This window comes from Streptomyces sp. NPDC045431 (assembly GCF_040646655.1).
Lineage (GTDB): Bacteria > Actinomycetota > Actinomycetes > Streptomycetales > Streptomycetaceae > Streptomyces.
This window is the reverse complement of the sequence record NZ_JBEZAQ010000005.1, coordinates 330,668-348,029: the sequence shown is the minus strand read 5'-3', so window position 1 is coordinate 348,029 and position 17,362 is coordinate 330,668. Positions and strand designations below refer to the sequence as shown.

The window sequence follows — 17,362 nt, the reverse complement described above, 5'->3', positions numbered from 1 at the left end:
GCACGCGCACGCGCAGGCAGAAAGAAACTGGAATGACGGTATACAGCTGGTCGCGCCCGCCTCTGAAACACACGTCGGCGGCGATCGAAACAGTGCGCGAGATCTTCGGGCTCTCGGAAGAGCGCTTCACGGGCGTTCCCGTTCTGGATGAGGTCGAGCTCCCGGCATCCGGTCTCACGTATGTGAGGGGGTATTCGGGTAGTGGGAAGAGCCGTCTCCTGCGGATGTTCCTGGCCGACCACCCGGAGGCCCAGGTGCCGCATCCGCCGACGGGCGACGCACCGCTCGTGGAACTGCTGGACCTGCCGCTGCCCGAGGCGCTCTCGCTCCTCGGGCAGGTAGGACTAGGGGAGGCTTTCGTCTGCCTGACTCCTTACGAGGCGTTGTCCGACGGGCAGAAGGCCCGTGCTCAGCTGGCCCTCGCGTACGCGCGCGGAGGGACACTTCTGGTCGTGGACGAGTTCCTGTCGAACCTGGATCGCGTCAGCGCGAAAGCCGTCGCGTACAGCTTTCAGCGGTTCTGCCGCAAGCGCGGAGTGTCGGCCGTCGTCGCCACCGCGCACGACGATCTGGTGGAGGCACTGGGTCCGGACCTCCTCATCACGCTCGACTACAACGGTTCCAAATCCGTGGTGCGGCGTCCCTGTGAGGCCACGGCTCCCTTTCGGGACGAGGTCGTCGTCCGTGAGGGGACAGCGGACGATTACGCGGAACTCGCCCGGTTCCACTACATGGGAGGACTCGACGTCTCCCCGGAGGCCTACCGGGTCCAGCTGCGGGCGCTGGAACTGCGGGGCAGGGTGGTGGGCGTCCAGGTCATGTCCTCCCCATACCCCCGGTCGTGGGAGCGGCACGCTGCCTACGCCGATGTCAACGAAACGCTGACGCTTGTGCAAAGGGTCATCGTCCACCCCGTCTTCCGCGGCATCGGCCTGGCGGGGCTCCTGTGCGACCCGGTGCACTCGCCCACGCCCTGGGTGTTCCTGAGGTCTGCGCTGGGCCGCTTCCAGCCCTTCCCCCTGTCCGTCGGATACGAGGCCGTGGAAGTGGCCAGCTGCGCGCGGACGGAGCTGGCAAGCCGGGTCGCGAGGGTACGGGAGGACGGGCTGGACGAGGGCACCGACTTCGTCCGCGAACGATCGATCGAGCTCCTGATGCTGGAGTACCTCCAGTACCGTCAGATCGCCGGACTGCGAGAGCTCGACGCCCCGGTGCTGAACCGCGTCCGTGGGTGGTTTGCCCGTTGTGTGGACACGCTGACCGACGAGCAGGCCTGGGCGTCCGTCCATCCGTTCCCGATGGCGGGCTTCGTTGCCCGGCGCCCCGACCAGCGGACCGCCTAAGGGCTGCGGAACGCCGCTGGAGGCCTCCTGAGCCCCGCGGCGAGGATCTCCGCGCTCGCAGGACGGTCGGCAAGCCGGCGCTCGACACCTCCAACTGACCACCCGCCACCGGCCGGCGCGCGCTCGGGATGTCATGCGGGTGCGCGTGTCACTCCGGAGCGTTCCGGATGTCCTGCCCGCCGCTCCCCTCACTACCTTGTCGACGGCGCCCACCAGACCGACCCGTCCGGAGCCCGGGGAGCAGCGATGCCGACGACCGTCACCACCGACCGCCCCACCCCCGCCGTGCTGAGGAATCAGGAGCGCCAGGTGCTCTCCGCGGTCGGCTGCGGCCTGCGGGACGACGAGATCGCCGCCGCCCTCGCCATCACCGAGGACGCCGTGGCCGAGCACCTCGCGCGGATCCTGGCGAAGCTCGGTCTGCGGGACCGGGCCGCCGCCATCGTCCACGCCTTCGACAGCGGTCTGGTCGTCCCCGGACGTGGCCCCCGCACGCGGTCGGTGAGACCGGTTCGACGGACCGCCGCCGTACGAGCGGCGGGACCGAAGGTACGGCTCTCCCTGCTCGGGCCGCTGCAGGCCTGGCGGGAGGGGCGGCCCCTGAACCTCGGGCATCTGCGCCAGCAGGCCGTCCTGGCGGCCCTGGCGCTGGGCGCGGGGCGGTCCCTCAGCCGGCAGGAACTGCTCGACGACGTATGGGGCATGGAGCCGCCGGTCGCGAACGTCGTGCCGGTGTACATCTACCGCTTGCGCAAGGCCCTGTGCGCCGGGGACGGTCCGGATCCGGTCATCGAGCGCGGGCTCCGTGGTTACCAGCTCGTCTCCGGTGCGGTCGACGTGGACGTGGTACGCATGGAGGCACTGGTCGCCGGTATCGCGAAGGCCGATCGAGCGGGTGAACCGTCCGAGGTGGTCCGCCTCTGCGCCCAGGCGCTGGAGTTGTTTCGCGGGGAGCCCCTGGCCGGTCTGCCGGGGCCGCTCGCCGAACTGGCGCGGCTGCGGCTCACCGAACGCAGGATCGCCCTCGCGCAGCGGAAGGTGGAGTGGCAGCTGCGCCTCGGCCAGGATGCGGAGGCGATCGCCGAACTGTTCGCCCTGTCGGCGGCGCACCCCCTCAACGAGCCGCTGGCCGCGATGCTGATGCGGGCGCTGTACCGGAACGGACGCCAGGCCGATGCCCTGACGGTGTTCGAGCGCGCCCGCCGCCGGCTCGCCGATGACCTCGGGGTTTCTCCGAGCCGGCTGCTGCGGCGGGCGCGCCAGATGATTCTGCGCGGTGACGAAGTCGGCCTCGGTCTCACCCCCTCGGCCGGGCCCGCCACCGGCCGCTGATCACCAGGAGGCGGGGTACCAGGCGCCGTTGTACCACTGCTCGTTGGCGCTGTCGTTGTGGTGATCCATGTTGAAGTCGTGGGGGTAGTTCCTGATGTGGTTGTTCGGGTACGTCCAGATGCCGGCGGACTCGTCGCAGACGTAGTCCCAGTGGCAGATCGTCTTGACCGGTACGTTGCCGAAGAACTTGTCGGCGCCGGCGAGCGGAGCGCCGACGATCCCGCCGAAGGGCACGGAACCGCCGTTGGCACCGGGGCCGCCCTGGCGCTTGGGGTCCGCGATGAGAATGGCGTTGACGTTGTCGAAGGTCTGCCAGTTCTCGGTGACCCAGATGTGCACCACCGCGGCGCCCAGTGAGTACCCGCCCATCTTGACGTGCTGGCCCGGGCACGCGGCACGCTGGTCGCGCACCAGCCGGTTCAGCTCGTTGACGCCTGCCCGGGCGCTCGCGCCGTTGGGGATCTGGGTGGGGTACCCGACGTGCTGCTGGATGTTGCCGGTGAAGCCGTCGTTGTTCCACGAGCTTCCCGTACCGCCGACGACGATCGTGTAGGTGCCCTCGCACGGAGCCGCTGCCGTTCCCGCCGCCGCTTGCGCCGTGGACGCCTGTGTCACCGAAAGCCCCGCCGTCAGCAGAAGCCCGGCCAACGCGGCCGTCATCCTCTTCGCTCGCATTCGATCCTCCCCATGTGGTCTGCCTACGCGTACGACGGTGGCAGCGGCCGATGACATACCGATGAAACGCGCTCCGATGAAAAGCGCGGGGAGGACCGATTCCATCGGTATTTCATCCGTGCCCTCCACTGTCGGCCGCCAACGACCGGACTTCCCGACGGAGAGGCACACCATGGCAAGAGGCGGCTTATACCGCGTGTTCACCGGACTGGCCCTCGTGGCCGGCATCTGGGCGTTGGTCTTGGGGCTGACCGCGTCGGTCGCCGTCGCCCGACCCGGACCCCTTCCTTCGCCGGGCGACGACCGGTCCGGCGTCTCCCGGTACTTCAGTGGCCCGCAGGGCATGGCCATTCCGACCGCGCCGTGTGATCCGGCCGGTCCATCGGCCACCGACGGCATCATGGCCGACCAGCTCAACCCGCAGCTGGACGCGAAGATGGCCGGCTATCTGAACGCGTACAAGATGTCCTGCGCGCGGATGGTCACGCAGGCGGTGAAGGACCGGGGGCTCAACCCGAGAGCCGCGGCGATCGCCATCGCCACGATCATCGTGGAGTCCAGCATGAACAACTACTCCCAGGCCGTCGACCACACCAGCGTCGGCCTGTTCCAGCAGCAGGACTGGTGGGGCACCCGCGAGCAGCGTCTCAACCCGGCCTACGCCACCAACGCCTTCCTCGACGCGATGGAACGGCTGTATCAGGGCGGCTCGTGGAACAACGCGCCGATCGGCGAGGTGTGCTGGCGTGTGCAGCAACCGCGAGAGGACCTGCGCCACCTGTACGGGATCGAGGCGGGCGACGCCACGCTGATCGCCAACGCGCTGTGGGCCGGTACGAGCGGCGGCCCCAAGCACCCCTACGCCTCCGGCCGGGTGGTGTCCGGGCGGTCCGCCGACGGACGCCTCGAGGCTTTCGCCGCCGGTGCCGACGGGGTGTACCACGCGTGGCAGACCGCGGTGAACGGCGCCTGGTCGCCGTGGCGGTTCGCGGGTGGTCCGCGCAACGCCCAGCTGGCGGTGGCGTCCAACGCGGACGGCCGGCTGGAGCTGTTCGCGCTGTCGGACAGCACGTTCGACCACATGTGGCAGACCGGGCCCAGTGCCGGGTGGTCCGCCTGGGAGAACTTCGGCACCGGTGGGTACCGGCTGGCGGCGGGCAACAACGCCGACGGCCGGATCGAGGTGTTCGCCTCGAACGCCGACGGTGTGTTCCACCGCTGGCAGACGGCGCCCAGCGGGGGTTGGGCAGGCTGGGAAGGCACCCGCGGCGGCCCGGCCAACGCGCGACTCGCCATGGAGAACGCGCCCGACGGGCGACTCGAGGTCTTCGCGCTGTCCGACTCGACGTTCGAGCACCTGTACCAGACCGGCGTCAACGGCGGGTGGTCCGCCTGGGAGAACTTCGGCACCGGAGGACGCGCCGTCACCGCCAGCCACAATCAGGACGGCAGGCTGGAGGTGTTCGCCTCCAACGCGGACGGCGTGTTCCACCGCTGGCAGACCGGCCCGACCTCGTGGTCGGCGTGGACCGGCACCGGCGGGATCCCCGACGCCGAGCTGGCCACGTCGCGGTCGGTCGACGGGCGGGTCGAGGTGTTCGCGATCAACGCCACCACCGCGAGCCATGCCTGGCAGACCGGCCCGAACGCGGAGTTCTCGCCGTGGGAGACCTTCGGCGGCGGCGGCACGTCGATCGGTGCGGGCAACAACGCCGATGGTCGCGTCGAGGTCTTCGGCACCAGCCGCGCCGGCGTCCATCACCGGTGGCAGACCGGCTTCGCCTCCTGGTCCGCATGGGCCTGGTTGAACGACTCGGGTCCCGCGATCACCTAGGGCCTGTCTTTCGGATCAGGCCGGATTAGGGAGCGGGGTCTGGTGCCGTGGATCGCAAGGCGGAGGAGGGAGCCACTGCGGAGCATTGGCGACCGACGACAACGCGGCGAGGCGCGGTGCCAGGCGTCGCGAGCCCGGCAAGATCCGGAAGACAGGCCCTAGCCGTCACGGCCCGGGGCGCTGTCTGGAAGGAGCGCTCCGGCAGCGCGCGCCCGCCGCCGTCCCGCCCGCCGCTGATGCGGTCTGCGGGACGACGGCGGGCGCTCGACGCCGGGGGTGTCGGGGGTGTCGGGGGTGTCGGGGGTTAGGAGGCGAAGGACCTCTCCAGCCGGGGGATCAGGTCCCGGAGGTCCTGTTCCCAGCAGCCGGCGTTGTGGCCGCCGTCGCACTGGGTGCCCCAGCCGGAGCCGTCGCCGTAGTTGACGTAGTAGTAGGGCATGCCGAGGGCGTCCATCTCGGCCTTGACGTTCTTGGCCGCACCCGAGACCCAGAACTCCATGTTGAGCGGTGAGCCGCCGCCGTCGCCCGTGTAGAGGGAGACCCCGACTCCGGCGAGCCGGTCCATGTGCTGGGACGGGTCGACCTCGTTCCACCGCCAGTCGACGTTGAACACGGGGTACGGCGAGCCGAACAGGGCGTCGCTGTCCACACCCGGCTTGTACGGGGATTCCTTGGGATCGCAATATCCGGAGGCCGAGGCGCACACCGCGCCCAACGCGTCGGTGACGGTGGCGACGACGGCCATCCGCAGGTCCATGGACCTGGCCGACAGGTCGATGTCTCCCGACAGGGACGCGGTCTGGCTGAAGAGGTCGGGGCGGACCTGGGCGTAGTGGAAGGCCCCGAACCCACCCATGGAGATGCCCGCGATGGCCCTGGCCTTCTTGGCGGCGATGGTCCGCAGGTTGGCGTCGATGAACGGAATCACCTGCTTGAGGTGGAAGTTCTCCCAGTTCTGGGCCCCCAGGGCCGTCTTCTGGTTGAGCCAGTTGGCATACCAGCTCCGGGCACCGCCGTCGGGGATGACGGTGATCATCTCGTTCGACATGCTCAGCGCCGGATAGTTCTGCTGGATCGGGTCGTCGGGTGACCCGTGCAGGAAGTACAGCACCGGGTAGCGCCGGCCCGGGTCGTCGTAGTAGCCGCTCGGCAGGATGATCTTGATGTGCTGCTCGCCCGCCACCTCGGGCGTGGTCACGGTGAGGTAAAAGTTGGTGGCACTTCCTGTCGCCGCGCCGACCTGGGTCAGACCGAAACCGTTCGCCATCGGCGGCGGCGCGGTACGTCCGTCGGCGGCCTGTACCGGACCCGCCGGCGCGACCACGGCCATGGCGGCGAGCATCCACGCCACCGCCAGTCGCCGCCAGCCTGTTCTCCGTATCACTGCGTCCCCCTTTGAGGTTGTCGGCATGCTCAGTCCAGAACCTTGATCCGCAAGTGCGGTGAAGCCGCTATCTGTTCCTCGGTGAATCGCCCGGTCACCCACTCGCCGGCCGAGAACAGCTTGGTCTGGTCGGCGTAGTGCGGCGAATTCGGGTCGGCCGACTGGGAGTAGGCCATGACGGAGAACGCCTGCGGCGGACCATCGGCGGTGAACCGGACCTGCTGGATGAAGCTGGATCCGAAGACGACGTCCAGTTCCCCGTCGACCTGGCCGGGAGTGATCACGTTCAGCACGCCGAGTTGGCCGAGCGAGCCGTGGATCGGGATCCGCTCACCACCGCGGGTGACCTTCTGGATGTCCGACAGGGGGGCGTTCAGTGGAATCCCGGCCTTGCGCAGCGCGAGCACGGCGCGGCCGAACGCGTCACGGACGGCGGAGCTGCCGGCGTCCAGCGAATTGGGCGTGTGCACCGGGTCCTTGGGGTCGAAGGGAACCCGCCAGGGCAGTTTCTCGACTCCCTGCCCATTGAGCAGGAAGGACCAGTAGTTCGCGAAGAGCCAGGATCCGCGGCTGTCCGCCGTGTAGTCGTGGCTCTTCCAGGCGGCGAGGATCGGGCATGCCTCGCTCACGTTGACCAGGTTGCCGTCCACCAGGATGAGCCCGAAGGGAAGGCCCTGACACATCGACACCGTGGCGTTGAGCGCCAGGTCGGCCGCCCTGCTGTTGTCGGCGAACAGCAACTTCCCCATGGTCTCCGGTGTGAAGCCCTTGCCGGGCAGGCCGTCGGTGCCGTTGATCCGCTTCTGCGCGGTCAGGACGAGTTCCTGGGTACGCAGCGAACGGGGCGCCGACATGTCGCCCATCACCCGGGGAAAGGTCAGCGGCTGCTCGGGGTTGGCCAGCCAGGCGCTGTCGTTGGCGTTGCCCACGAAGTCGGAGCGGATCAGGCGTGGCTGCTTCTGCGGGGCCAACAGGCCCGGCGCGACCGCGTTCGGGTCGTCGGGCCAGTCGCACGCGCTGCGCTTGCCGTCGAGGATGGAGATCGGCGGCACGTTCGGCAGCCGCAGTGACTGGTTGAACAGCAGCTGACCGGTCTGGGTGAGGCACGCGCGCGCGTGCTCATCGGTGATGTTCGGTGTGGCCTGGATGTCCGCGTACAGCGCGTTGCCCTTGCGGTCGGAGGCGACGGTGTTGAAGAAGGGGACGCCCTGCGTGGTCTCCAGGGTGTTCACCACGTCATGGACGTCCTTGGCCTGGTCGAGGCGGAACCAGGTGTTCAGCGCCCGCAGGTTGTCCATGTTCACGTCGCGTACCGCGTGCGCGCTGACCACCCAGGGCAGCGGGACGCCCTGCATCGAGGTGGTGACCGGGCCGTAACGGGTGGACCACAGCGTCCTGGTGACCTTGGAGAGGGAGCCGTCGGGCTTCCGCACCTCGACCTCGACCTTCTGGGAGGTCATCTGCTCCCAGACACCGTCCACCAGGTACGCGGTGGGGTTCAGCGGGTCCACTTGTACGTCGAACAGCCCGAACGGGGCCACCGTGGCGACCGTATGACTCCAGGCCACGTTTTCGTTGTGGCCGATGTTCACCGCGGGGAATCCCAGCAGGCTGGCCCCGGAGACGTTGACCCTGCCCGGGATCGTCAGCTGGCTCTGCCACATGCGGTTCTTGCCCTGCCACGGGAAGTGCGGGTTGGCCAGCAGCATGCTGGTGCCGCCCGACACGCCCTGCGAGCCGACCGCCAACGCGTTGCTGCCCATGCTCTGCCGGCGGCTCACCGCCATCGCGTCGCGGATCTTCGCCGCGGTCGTCGCCGCGGTCCTCGCCGGTGAGGACGCCGGCCGCGCGGCGGCCGGGGCGCCCGGGGGTGCGGCGTTCACCTGGCCGTCCAGCAGGGCGTCGGCGCTGCCCATGATGATCTCGGCATGCGCGTGCCGGTAGACGTCCAGCTCCGTGATGGGCCGCACCCAGGCCGCACCGCGGCAGGCGGGGTCGGAGAGGTCGTCCACGCCGGTCTCGGCCAGGTACCTGTTGTATCCCTGGACGTAGCCGCGGATGGCCTCTCTGACCTCCGGCTCCGGCCCGTCGGGGGCGGGCTTGCCGAGGAGCCGCTCCACCACCCGGTTGTCCTTGATCCGCTGGAAGTACAGGTCGCTGTTGAGGTTGGTGGTGGTGTTCTGGTTCTGGCCGGGACTCGCCTTGCCGTCGGGCCCCAGGTGGCGGGACCTCTGGGCGTTGACCATCAGATAGGTGTCGGCCAGGGTGCAGATGTTGTCCTTGGCCGCCGCGTATCCGTAGCCGGTTCCGAGCCCCTCCCAGCTCGAGGCGATGATGTGCGGGATTCCGTACTCGGTGTAGCGGATCGTCGGCTTGTCCGGTGCCGGTTGGGCGGCGGCCGTTCCCGTCACCGCCGTCCCGGTGGCCAGCGCCGTGCTCATCACCGCCACCGCGGCCGCGACCGCCATCGGCAGCCTCGCTCTGTGTCTCCTCCGTGCCATCGCCGTCCTTCCCCAGTCGTACGGGCCGTCGTCCGAACGCGGCCATGCTGAGGAGGACCGATGAAATCCCGATGACCAGCGGCAGCGGACGTCCAGGGCCCGTCCGGTCGACCGGACCGGACACTCCCTAGGTGTATTGACCCGCAGGGTTCTTTACGCGGCTGATGGGTGGGTGTCCGCCTAGTGCGGTGTGGCAGCGGTGGTGGTTGTAGGTGTGGAGGAAGTCTGCCAGGGCCGCTGTCCGCTCGTCGTTCGATCGATAGGGCCGCTGGTAGGCCCATTCGTCCAGGAGGGTGCGGTTGAAGCGTTCGACCTTGCCGTTCGTCTGTGGCCGGTAGGGGCGGATCTTCTTGTGAGCGATTCCGTCCGCGGTCAGGGTCTGGGTGAACAGCTTGGCCTTGTAGCAGGAGCCGTTGTCTGTCAGGACGCGTTCGACGGTGATGCCATGGGCGGCGAAGAACGCGTTCGCCCGCTGCCAGAAGGCGACGGCGGTGTGCCGGCGTTCGTCGGATAGGACTTCGCTGTAGGCCAGGCGGGAGTGGTCGTCGACGGCTGAGTGGATGTAGCTGTAGCCGATGACCGGCTTGCAGCTCTTGCGCTGGTCAGTGGTGGTGAGTTTGTTGTCCATCGCGGTGCGGCGGTCCATGACCTTGTGGCCGCCGCCGTCGGGGATGTTGCCGAGCTTTTTGATGTCGACGTGGACCAGCTCGCCCGGCCTGGAGCGTTCGTAGCGGCGGATCGGTTCGCCGGTGGGCCGGTCGAGCCAGGCCAGGCGGTTCAGGCCGTGACGGATCAGGATCCGGTGCACGGTCGAGGCCGGCAGGCCCAGGATCGGGCCGATCCGGGCCGGGCCGAGCTTCCGGCCGGTTCGCAAGTGGCAGACGTGCGCTTCGACCGAGGCGGGCGTCCGGTGCGGAGTGGTGCGGGGCCGGCTGGAACGGTCACGCAGCCCCGCATCGCCCTCGGCCCGCCAGCGGCGGACCCATTTGTGAGCCGTGGGACGGGATATCCCCATCTCCGCGGCCACATGCGCGACCGGCCGTCCGGCCAGGACCCGTTCTACCAGGATCCGCCTGCCGTGAACGGTCAGCCGGGCATTACGGTGGGACACGAAGACCTCCGTGTGTGGTGTGGAGCCTAGACACCTCCACCACACCGGAGGTCTTCGCCATGATCAAGACCCGGCCCTGTTAACAACGCTCGTGATCAATACACCTAGGTCGTGTCCGCAAAGTCCCGTCTGCCTGGCGGCGTCTGGCACGCACTCCCCCAGAGCTGCGCCTGGGGGTGCCCCCAGCCGCGTTGTCGTCAGTCGCCAATGCTCCGCAGTGGCTCCATCCTCCGCCTTGCGATCGCACGCACCAGACGCCGCCAGGCCCGCCCTTAAGGGCGGACGACGCTACTTTGCGGCCACTCCCTAGCCGACGTGCTCCCGCCTGTCAGTCCGTAACCTTCCGGGGTCCGCCGGGACCGCGCCGTTGCTAGCTTCCGTACCGCCGTTCGCACGGCCCCGACCGTCCCATCCCACTCACCCCGAGACCGCCAAGGGGAGGAGGACTCGTGCTTCCAGGACGTTCCCGACGCGCACTGACCTGGGTTCTCGCGGTGACAGCCGCCCTGCTGCTGCCGACACCGCTGTCCGCGACTCCGGCCGCGGCCGCCCGGACCGCTACCGCCCCGACCGCTGCCGTCGCCACCGCGGCCTGCCCGGCCGCCGGCATCGTGACCCAGCACTTCCACAGCAACCACAACGGTGTCGACATCGCCAACGCGGTCGGGACGCCGATCCACGCCGTGGGCGACGGTGAGGTGACCATCTCCGGGTACGAGGCCGGCTACGGCCAGTGGATCCGGGTCCTGCACCCCGACGGGAGGATCTCCGAGTACGGGCACATGTCCCGGCGGGACGTCTCCGTCGGCGACCGCGTCGTGGCCGGCCAGCAGATCGCGCTGATGGGCTCCGAGGGGCAGTCCACCGGCCCCCACCTCCATCTGCGGATCTGGGGGGACCGGTCCACCTCCTACGGTGTCGACCCCGAGCTCTACCTCGGGGAGCGCGGCGTGGTGCTGCCCTGCACCCCGGGCAGCGGTCCGCGGCCCGCACCGCTGGTGCATCCGGCGGAGTCCGGCCGGGTCGTGTCGGCGCGGTCGGCGGACGGGCGCCTGGAGGTGTTCGCCGCCGGAGCCGACGGCGTCCACCACGCCTGGCAGCGCGAGGTCAACGGGAACTGGTCGGAGTGGGAATCGCTCGGCGGACCCCGCAACGCCGAACTCGCTCTCGCGCCGAACGCCGACGGCCGCCTGGAACTGTTCGCCCTCAACGGGAGTACCTTCCAGCACCGCTGGCAGTCGAGCCCGTCCGGCGGCTGGTCGGGATGGGAGTCCTTCGGCACCGGCGGCCGGGACACCGCGGCCGGTGTCAACGCCGACGGCCGTATCGAGGTCTACGCGTCGGGCCCGGCCGGGCTCTTCCACCGGTACCAGGTCGCCCCGAACGGCGGCTGGTCGGAATGGGAGTCCGCGGGCGGCGGCCCCGCCGACAGCCGGGTGGAGATGGAGAAGGCACCCGACGGGCGCCTGGAGGTCTTCGCCCTCAACGGCACCACCTTCCAGCACCGGTACCAGACCACCCCCAGCGGCGGCTGGTCCTCCTGGACGGGATTCGGCGAAGGTGGCCACGACCTGACGGTCGACCACAACGCCGACGGCCGTCTCGAGGTCTTCGCCTCAGGACCGGTCGGCGTCTTCCACAGGTACCAGACCGGCCCCACCAGCTGGTCCGGGTGGGAACCCGTGGGCGGCCCCGCCGACTCGCAGCTCACCAGCGAACGAACCCCCGACGGCCGCGTCGAAGTCTTCGCCATGAACGGCACCACCGCCATGCACATCTGGCAGACCGCCGTGAACGCCCCCTTCGGCGACTGGGCGCCCTTCGGCACCGGCGGCACCGAGGTCACCGCCGCCACCAACGCCGACGGCCGCATCGAGGTCTTCGGTACCAGCCACGCCGGTACCTTCCACACCTGGCAGACCGGCTTCACCACCTGGTCCGACTGGACCTGGCTCAACAACTCCGCCGGCCCCGCCGTCGACTGACCCCTCCGAAGGAACTCATGCTTCCGATCAGCAGACGCAGCCTGTTGCGCGGAGCCGCCGGCGCCGGTGCCCTCCCGTTCCTGGGCGCCCTCCCGTTCCCTGGCGCCGGCCCGGCCGTCGCCGCGGCCTTTGAGGACGCCCCGCCCCCTCGCCGGGTCGGCGCGGGACCCTTCACGCACGTCTACGACCCGTCCACTTCGGCAGGTCCGCGCTATCTCAACGACCACACGCTGATCAAGGCTCAGGGCCGCTGGCACCTGTTCGGCATCGTCGGGAACAGCGCGCCGCGCGGGGAGTCCCCGGACAGCGCGGCGGAGGTGTCCTTCGCCCACGCCTCCGCGCCGAGCCCGAGCGGACCGTGGAGCAGCCACGCCGACGCGCTCACCGTCGACCCGTCCTACTTCGGTGAGGAACACCTGTGGGCGCCGCACGTCGTCGAGGCGGGCGGCAGGTTCTGGATGTTCTACGCCGCGGGTGGCGCGGGCGGCGCGGGCGGCGCAGGTGGCGCGGCGATCAACCTCGCCACGTCGACCGACCTGTTCACCTGGACCCGCGAACCGTCCGGCCCGCTGTTCCGGGGCCTCGCGGCACGTGACCCGATGGTGCTGCGGGTCGGCGGCGAGTGGGTCATGTACTACACCGAACTCTCCGGCCCGGGCGGCCACCACGTCGTCACCCACCGGCGTTCCGCCGATCTCCTGCACTGGAGCGAGCCGGGCGTCGCGTTCACCGACGCGAGCACGGACGCGACCGTCTCGGTCACCGAGTCCCCGTACGTCGTCGAACGAGACGGCTGGTACTACCTGTTCATCGGTCCGCGCAACGGCTACGAGGGCACCGACGTCCTCGCGTCGCGCGACCCCTTCCGTTTCGGGCTCGCCGGATACGCGGGGCACGTGCCCGGTCACGCCGTCGAAGTGGTCCGCGACGGGGAGAACTGGTACGCCAGTGCTGCGGGCTGGTTCCGGAACGGGCTGTACGTGGCGCCGCTGTCGTGGCCGGACACGCCACCGCCGTGGCAGAGCCCCGACAACCCGGTGGCGGGCCTCGACGTGGACGGCCGCCTGACGGTGTTCGCGCTCGACGCCGCCGACCGCGCGATGCTGCGCCGCGTCCAGCTCGACCCGCACACGGACGGCTGGTCGGAGTGGGAGCCCTTCGGCGGTCCGGCCGGTGCGGTTCCCGCGCTCGGACGCAACGCCGACGGCAGGCTCGAGGTGTTCTCGCTCGCCCCGGGAGGGGCCAACTTGCACCACCGGGTGCAGCGGTCGGACGGCGGCTGGTACGACTGGGAGGAGTTCGGCGGCCCGGCCGGTGCCGCCCCCGCCGTCGCCCGCGACGCCCACGGCCGGCTGGAGGTCTTCGCCCTGAGCCCCGGCGGCGCCTCCCTCGCGCGACGACGGCAGAGGTCGGCCGGGTCCCGGGCCTGGGACCCGTGGGAGCCCGGATTCGGCGGGGCGGCGGGCGCGCCACCGGTCGTCGCGGCGAACGCCGACGGCCGGCTGGAGGTGTTCTCCCTCGCCCCCGGCGGCTCGGGCATCGACCACCGCTGGCAGGAAGCCCCCGGCGGCCCCTGGACCGCGTCATGGCACCGGTTCGGTACCGCGGCCGGCGCCGCGCCCCGGGTGGCCCTGGACGGCAGCGGCCGGCTCACCGTCACCGCGATCGGCCCGTCGGGCGTGGGTACCTTCGCCCGGCGGCAGGCCGTGCCGAGCGGCGGCTGGGGCGAGTGGCTGCCGCTGTTCGGCTGGAGCGCCGCGGCCCCGGCGCTCGCCGTGAACGCCGACGGCCGGCTGGAGGCGTTCTCCCTGACGCCCGGCGGCGCCCGACTCGGTCACCGCTGGCAGGTCGCTCCCGGCGGGGACACGCATCCCGGCGGGGAGTTCGGCGAGCCCGGCGTCCGGCTCGCCGCCACACCCTCGGCGGCGCTCGACGCCACCGGGCGGCTGCACGTCTTCGCCGTCACCGTCGCGGGCCGGATGCGGACCCGCGTCCAGGCCCGGCCGAGCGGCGGGTGGCAGCCGTGGACGGCTTTCGGGGACCGCGCGGTCGCGCCCCTCGTGTCGGGCAGCCCCGCTCTCTGAAGTGCAGCGGGGTGTGCGGATCTCGCCATATGCACGGTGCTGTGGTGCTGCGCCGGCGCCGTGCTTCCCCCCAACCGAGGCCCCTGGCCCCGCCGTACGGTGACTTGCCCCAATCGGCGCCGCCCGGAACGAGGCCTCCACGGCCCCGGGCGGCCGGTTCCGGCGATGTGTCCGAAGTACGCCGGTGAACTCCCCTGAGAGATGAGTATCGTTCCGCTGGTCGGACAAACGACGCGGAACGGGGGAGCGGTGAGCGGCGTAGTGATCCATCTGCCGAGGAGAAGCGGTGGCGCCGACGGCGCCGAACCCCACGGTGACGCGGTGACGTTGCGGCTGGGCCCCGGCGAGGTCGCCCGCTTCGGCCGGGGCTCCACGACGATCCCCGTCGAGCTGCGTCTCGACGATCCGGCGATCTCCCGGCTCGCCGGGGAGATCCGCGTGACCGACGACCACTGGCAGCTGACCAACCACAGCACCACCCACAGCTATCTCGTGGAGAACCCGGAGGGCGCGGGCGAGTACCTGAGAGTTCAGCCGCGACGGGTCGGGGCGCCGATCCCGTTCGAGTTCTCGCGCGTCGTGCTGCCCACGCGCGGTGACCTCGCGGTCTCCTTCCAGGTGTTCGCTCCCGACCACGTCTACCTCGACCCGGAGGCCATGGGCGTTCCCTGGGGGAACACCACGGTCACCGCGTACTCCCTGGACGAGACGGCCACCTACTTCCTCGTCCTCGTGGCGCTCTGCGAACCCCGGCTGCGCGATCAGTCGCGTGTGGCAGTCCCCACGACTCCCCAGATCGTCGAGCGGCTCAGGGGGCACCTCACCTGTGGGGCGCTGACCGCGCGGGCGGTCAGCTCGCACATCGACTACCTCGCCGAGGAGAAGCTGCGCATCGGCGGCACGGCCGTCCACGAGCCCGGCAAGGGCGACCGCCGCAACGGCAAGCGGGAGGAGATCGTCGGGCTGGCGCTGCGGTTCGGGCTCGTACGGGAGGAGCATCTCGCGCTGCTGCCACCCCTGTCAGGGGTCGGCGGGCGGGAGCGGCAGTCCGCCCGATGAGACCGCGGCACGGCCTGGAAGACACCACGGAATGCGACCGTACGGACCTGCTCCCGCCCGGCTATCAGGTCGGGAACTGGGTGGTCACCCGGCTGATCGGTTCCGGGGGCTGGTCCACGGTGTACGCGGCGCGACCGGCCGGCGGACGCCCGGACGGAGCCGGCGGGACCGCTGCGTCTCCCGGCCCCACCGACGTCGCGCTCAAGATCATGCCGACCGCCGGGCTCGCGCCGCGCCAGGCGCGCAGGGTGGTGGAATCCGCCCGCCGCGAGGTCGAACTCGGGCGCAGGGCCGGGCATCCCCGGCTGATCGGCCTCCTGGAGTCGTTCGTTCTCACCGCACCCGACCGCCCCACTCTGGAGGGCGCGATCGTCCTGGTCATGGAACGTGCCGCCGGCAGTCTGCGGGAGCTGCTCGACGCGGGGGTGCCCGAGGCCGATCGCGGCCGGCTGATCGCGGGCATCTGCGAGGGGCTCGCCCATCTCCACCGGTCGGGCTGGGTCCACGCGGACCTCAAGCCGGAGAACGTCCTGCTGGGCGGGGACCGCTCCGTGAAGCTCTCGGACTTCGGCCTCGCCACCGAGCTGACGGGGACACACGGATACGCGCCTCCCATGGGCACCCTGGACTACTTCCCGCCCGAGCGCTGGCGGGCGCCCCTCGGCGAACTCGGCGTACGGGTCCGGCCGACCGCGGACATCTGGGCGCTGGGCATCGTCATCCACGAGGTGTTCGCCTCCGGCGGCTCACCGTTCGCCGGGGCCACACCCGTGGCGCGTGGTGCCGCGGTCCAGGAGTACGGCGAGGGGCGCGCGCCGCTGCGCATGGACCACGCCGTGCCGCCGTTCTGGCGCGCGCTGGCCGCCGACTGCCTCGCCCCGACCCACGAGGCCCGCGCCCCGCACACCGCCGAGAGCCTGCTCGCCCGCATCGTCGCCCACCAGGACACACCCGAGGCGGGGGCGGCCCGGCGGGGAGACCGGGCCCGCGCCGCCGTCCTGGCCACCGCGCTGTGCGGGATCGCCGGCGCGACCCTGTCGTCGGACGAGGCCCCGGTGGGCTCGGCCGCGCCGCCCGGCACGATCCGGGTGTACAACGCGGAGCGGGACTGCCGGGAGCGGGCCGATCGGCATCCGCGGTGCAGCCTGGGCTTGGCGATCGATCCCGCACGGCCCTACACCGCGGAGAACGTCGTACCGACCAGGGTCTGGCACGGCGACGTGCTCACAGCCGACTGCCAGGTGCCCGACGCGGAGCCCATCATCGACGAGGAGGACCAGCGGTCCACCCGCTGGTTCCGCGTCCGCCTCCCGTCCGGCTCCCAGCCCCCCACGGGCTGGCTCCCCGCCGTCCGCACCAAGGAACGTCCGGCGCTTCCGGAGTGTGACTAGGGGGTGTCTTGGCCGGGCCGGCGTTCGGCACCCTTGCGTTCGCGGTGGTTGGCGTCGAGCCGGTGGCCTGGCAGCCGCCCTCGGCGCATGCCCATGGCCGGTCGCCGTGCTGCGACGTGAAGGCGGTGGGAGGACTATCGGGTTCTGAAGCGGCGGAAGAGGTTGCGGGCCACGTACACGCCCGGTCCGCCGAAGCCGACGATGTCGACGCGTCCGTCACCGGTGATGTCGGCGACGAAGCGGGGGTGGTGGCCGACCCGCCAGGCGCCTGCGTCGTCGTCGTATCCGAAGCCGCGGCACACCAGCTGTGCCTGCCCGAACCGGCCGTCGCCGCAGTTGTGCGACACCCAGACCCCTTCGTCGCCGAAGCCGACGATATCCGGGTTGCCGTCGCCGGTGACGTCGGCGAGGTACCGGAGGTGCTTCTTGCTCGTCCACCCCTGGGCGAGCCCGAAGTCGTTCAGGACGAGCTCGGACGGCTCGAACGTGCCGTCGCCGCGCCCGCGTGCGACGACGACGCCCTGCGGGCCGAACCCGACGATGTCCACAGCTCCGCCGGCGGTGGTCCGGACCAGGTGGCGGGGGTGCTCCTTGACCGAGCTCCACCCCTGGTCGACCCCGAAGTCGTCGAGGATCCACAGTGGGTCGGCGAGCTTTCCCTCC

At 70.9% G+C, this 17,362-nt stretch carries 12 protein-coding genes; 7 read left to right on the top strand and 5 right to left on the bottom strand.

Annotated elements, in window-relative coordinates; translation table 11 throughout:
- Positions 1-32 precede the first annotated feature (32 nt).
- Both AB0A69_RS15235 and AB0A69_RS15230 read left to right on the top strand, forming a co-directional pair.
- Complete coding sequence (locus tag AB0A69_RS15235; protein WP_361420703.1) at positions 33-1,343, top strand: hypothetical protein; 1,311 nt, start codon at positions 33-35, stop codon at positions 1,341-1,343.
- Positions 1,344-1,589: 246 nt separating this feature from the next.
- Positions 1,590-2,675, top strand: coding sequence for a BTAD domain-containing putative transcriptional regulator (locus tag AB0A69_RS15230; protein ID WP_361420700.1), 1,086 nt, complete (start codon positions 1,590-1,592; stop codon positions 2,673-2,675).
- Here the strand turns inward: AB0A69_RS15230 and AB0A69_RS15225 are convergent, their stop codons facing one another.
- Positions 2,676-3,350 carry a cutinase family protein gene (locus AB0A69_RS15225; protein WP_361420697.1) on the bottom strand — a complete coding sequence of 225 codons (675 nt, stop codon included), beginning with the start codon at positions 3,348-3,350 and terminating at the stop codon, positions 2,676-2,678.
- Positions 3,351-3,522: 172 nt separating this feature from the next.
- On the opposite strand from AB0A69_RS15225, the gene AB0A69_RS15220 reads away from it, so the two are divergent.
- On the top strand, positions 3,523-5,184 hold the full coding sequence (locus tag AB0A69_RS15220) for a peptidase M23 (RefSeq protein WP_361420694.1): 1,662 nt from the start codon (positions 3,523-3,525) through the stop codon (positions 5,182-5,184).
- A gap of 304 nt (positions 5,185-5,488) precedes the next feature.
- Here the strand turns inward: AB0A69_RS15220 and AB0A69_RS15215 are convergent, their stop codons facing one another.
- From AB0A69_RS15215 to AB0A69_RS15205, 3 genes are all read right to left on the bottom strand, one after another.
- Positions 5,489-6,526, bottom strand: coding sequence for an alpha/beta hydrolase-fold protein (locus AB0A69_RS15215; protein WP_361420819.1), 1,038 nt, complete (start codon positions 6,524-6,526; stop codon positions 5,489-5,491).
- Between the two features lie 71 nt (positions 6,527-6,597).
- Positions 6,598-9,069, bottom strand: coding sequence for a penicillin acylase family protein (locus AB0A69_RS15210; protein WP_361420691.1), 2,472 nt, complete (start codon positions 9,067-9,069; stop codon positions 6,598-6,600).
- 127 nt (positions 9,070-9,196) lie between these two features.
- On the bottom strand, positions 9,197-10,180 hold the full coding sequence (locus AB0A69_RS15205; RefSeq protein WP_361420688.1) for an IS481 family transposase: 984 nt from the start codon (positions 10,178-10,180) through the stop codon (positions 9,197-9,199).
- A 449-nt stretch (positions 10,181-10,629) separates the two neighbouring features.
- On the opposite strand from AB0A69_RS15205, the gene AB0A69_RS15200 reads away from it, so the two are divergent.
- The 4 genes from AB0A69_RS15200 to AB0A69_RS15185 all read left to right on the top strand — a co-directional run bounded on the left by AB0A69_RS15200 (position 10,630) and on the right by AB0A69_RS15185 (position 16,699).
- Positions 10,630-12,165 (top strand): peptidoglycan DD-metalloendopeptidase family protein, encoded by a 1,536-nt coding sequence (locus AB0A69_RS15200; protein ID WP_361420685.1) that lies wholly within the window; start codon positions 10,630-10,632, stop codon positions 12,163-12,165.
- A gap of 17 nt (positions 12,166-12,182) precedes the next feature.
- Positions 12,183-14,249, top strand: a complete 2,067-nt coding sequence (locus AB0A69_RS15195) for a family 43 glycosylhydrolase (protein WP_361420681.1) — start codon at positions 12,183-12,185, stop codon at positions 14,247-14,249.
- A 249-nt stretch (positions 14,250-14,498) separates the two neighbouring features.
- The gene (locus tag AB0A69_RS15190; protein WP_361420678.1) at positions 14,499-15,308 is read left to right on the top strand and encodes a serine/threonine protein kinase; all 810 of its coding nucleotides are present in this window, start codon (positions 14,499-14,501) and stop codon (positions 15,306-15,308) included.
- On the top strand, positions 15,305-16,699 hold the full coding sequence (locus AB0A69_RS15185; protein ID WP_361420675.1) for a serine/threonine-protein kinase: 1,395 nt from the start codon (positions 15,305-15,307) through the stop codon (positions 16,697-16,699). Before AB0A69_RS15190 ends, AB0A69_RS15185 begins: the two co-directional genes overlap by 4 nt.
- 134 nt (positions 16,700-16,833) lie before the next feature.
- Here AB0A69_RS15185 and AB0A69_RS15180 read toward each other — a convergent pair.
- Positions 16,834-17,362: VCBS repeat-containing protein (locus AB0A69_RS15180; protein ID WP_361420672.1), on the bottom strand; the 529-nt coding region annotated here is incomplete at its 5' end.

Coding starts and splice junctions, on each gene's coding strand:
- AB0A69_RS15225 (WP_361420697.1), bottom strand. CDS start 3,350: ATGCGAGCGAAGAGGATGACGGCCGCGTTGGCCGGGCTTCTGCTGACG.
- AB0A69_RS15210 (WP_361420691.1), bottom strand. CDS start 9,069: ATGGCACGGAGGAGACACAGAGCGAGGCTGCCGATGGCGGTCGCGGCC.
- AB0A69_RS15230 (WP_361420700.1), top strand. CDS start 1,590: ATGCCGACGACCGTCACCACCGACCGCCCCACCCCCGCCGTGCTGAGG.
- AB0A69_RS15185 (WP_361420675.1), top strand. CDS start 15,305: ATGAGACCGCGGCACGGCCTGGAAGACACCACGGAATGCGACCGTACG.
- AB0A69_RS15195 (WP_361420681.1), top strand. CDS start 12,183: ATGCTTCCGATCAGCAGACGCAGCCTGTTGCGCGGAGCCGCCGGCGCC.
- AB0A69_RS15220 (WP_361420694.1), top strand. CDS start 3,523: ATGGCAAGAGGCGGCTTATACCGCGTGTTCACCGGACTGGCCCTCGTG.
- AB0A69_RS15215 (WP_361420819.1), bottom strand. CDS start 6,526: ATGCTCGCCGCCATGGCCGTGGTCGCGCCGGCGGGTCCGGTACAGGCC.
- AB0A69_RS15235 (WP_361420703.1), top strand. CDS start 33: ATGACGGTATACAGCTGGTCGCGCCCGCCTCTGAAACACACGTCGGCG.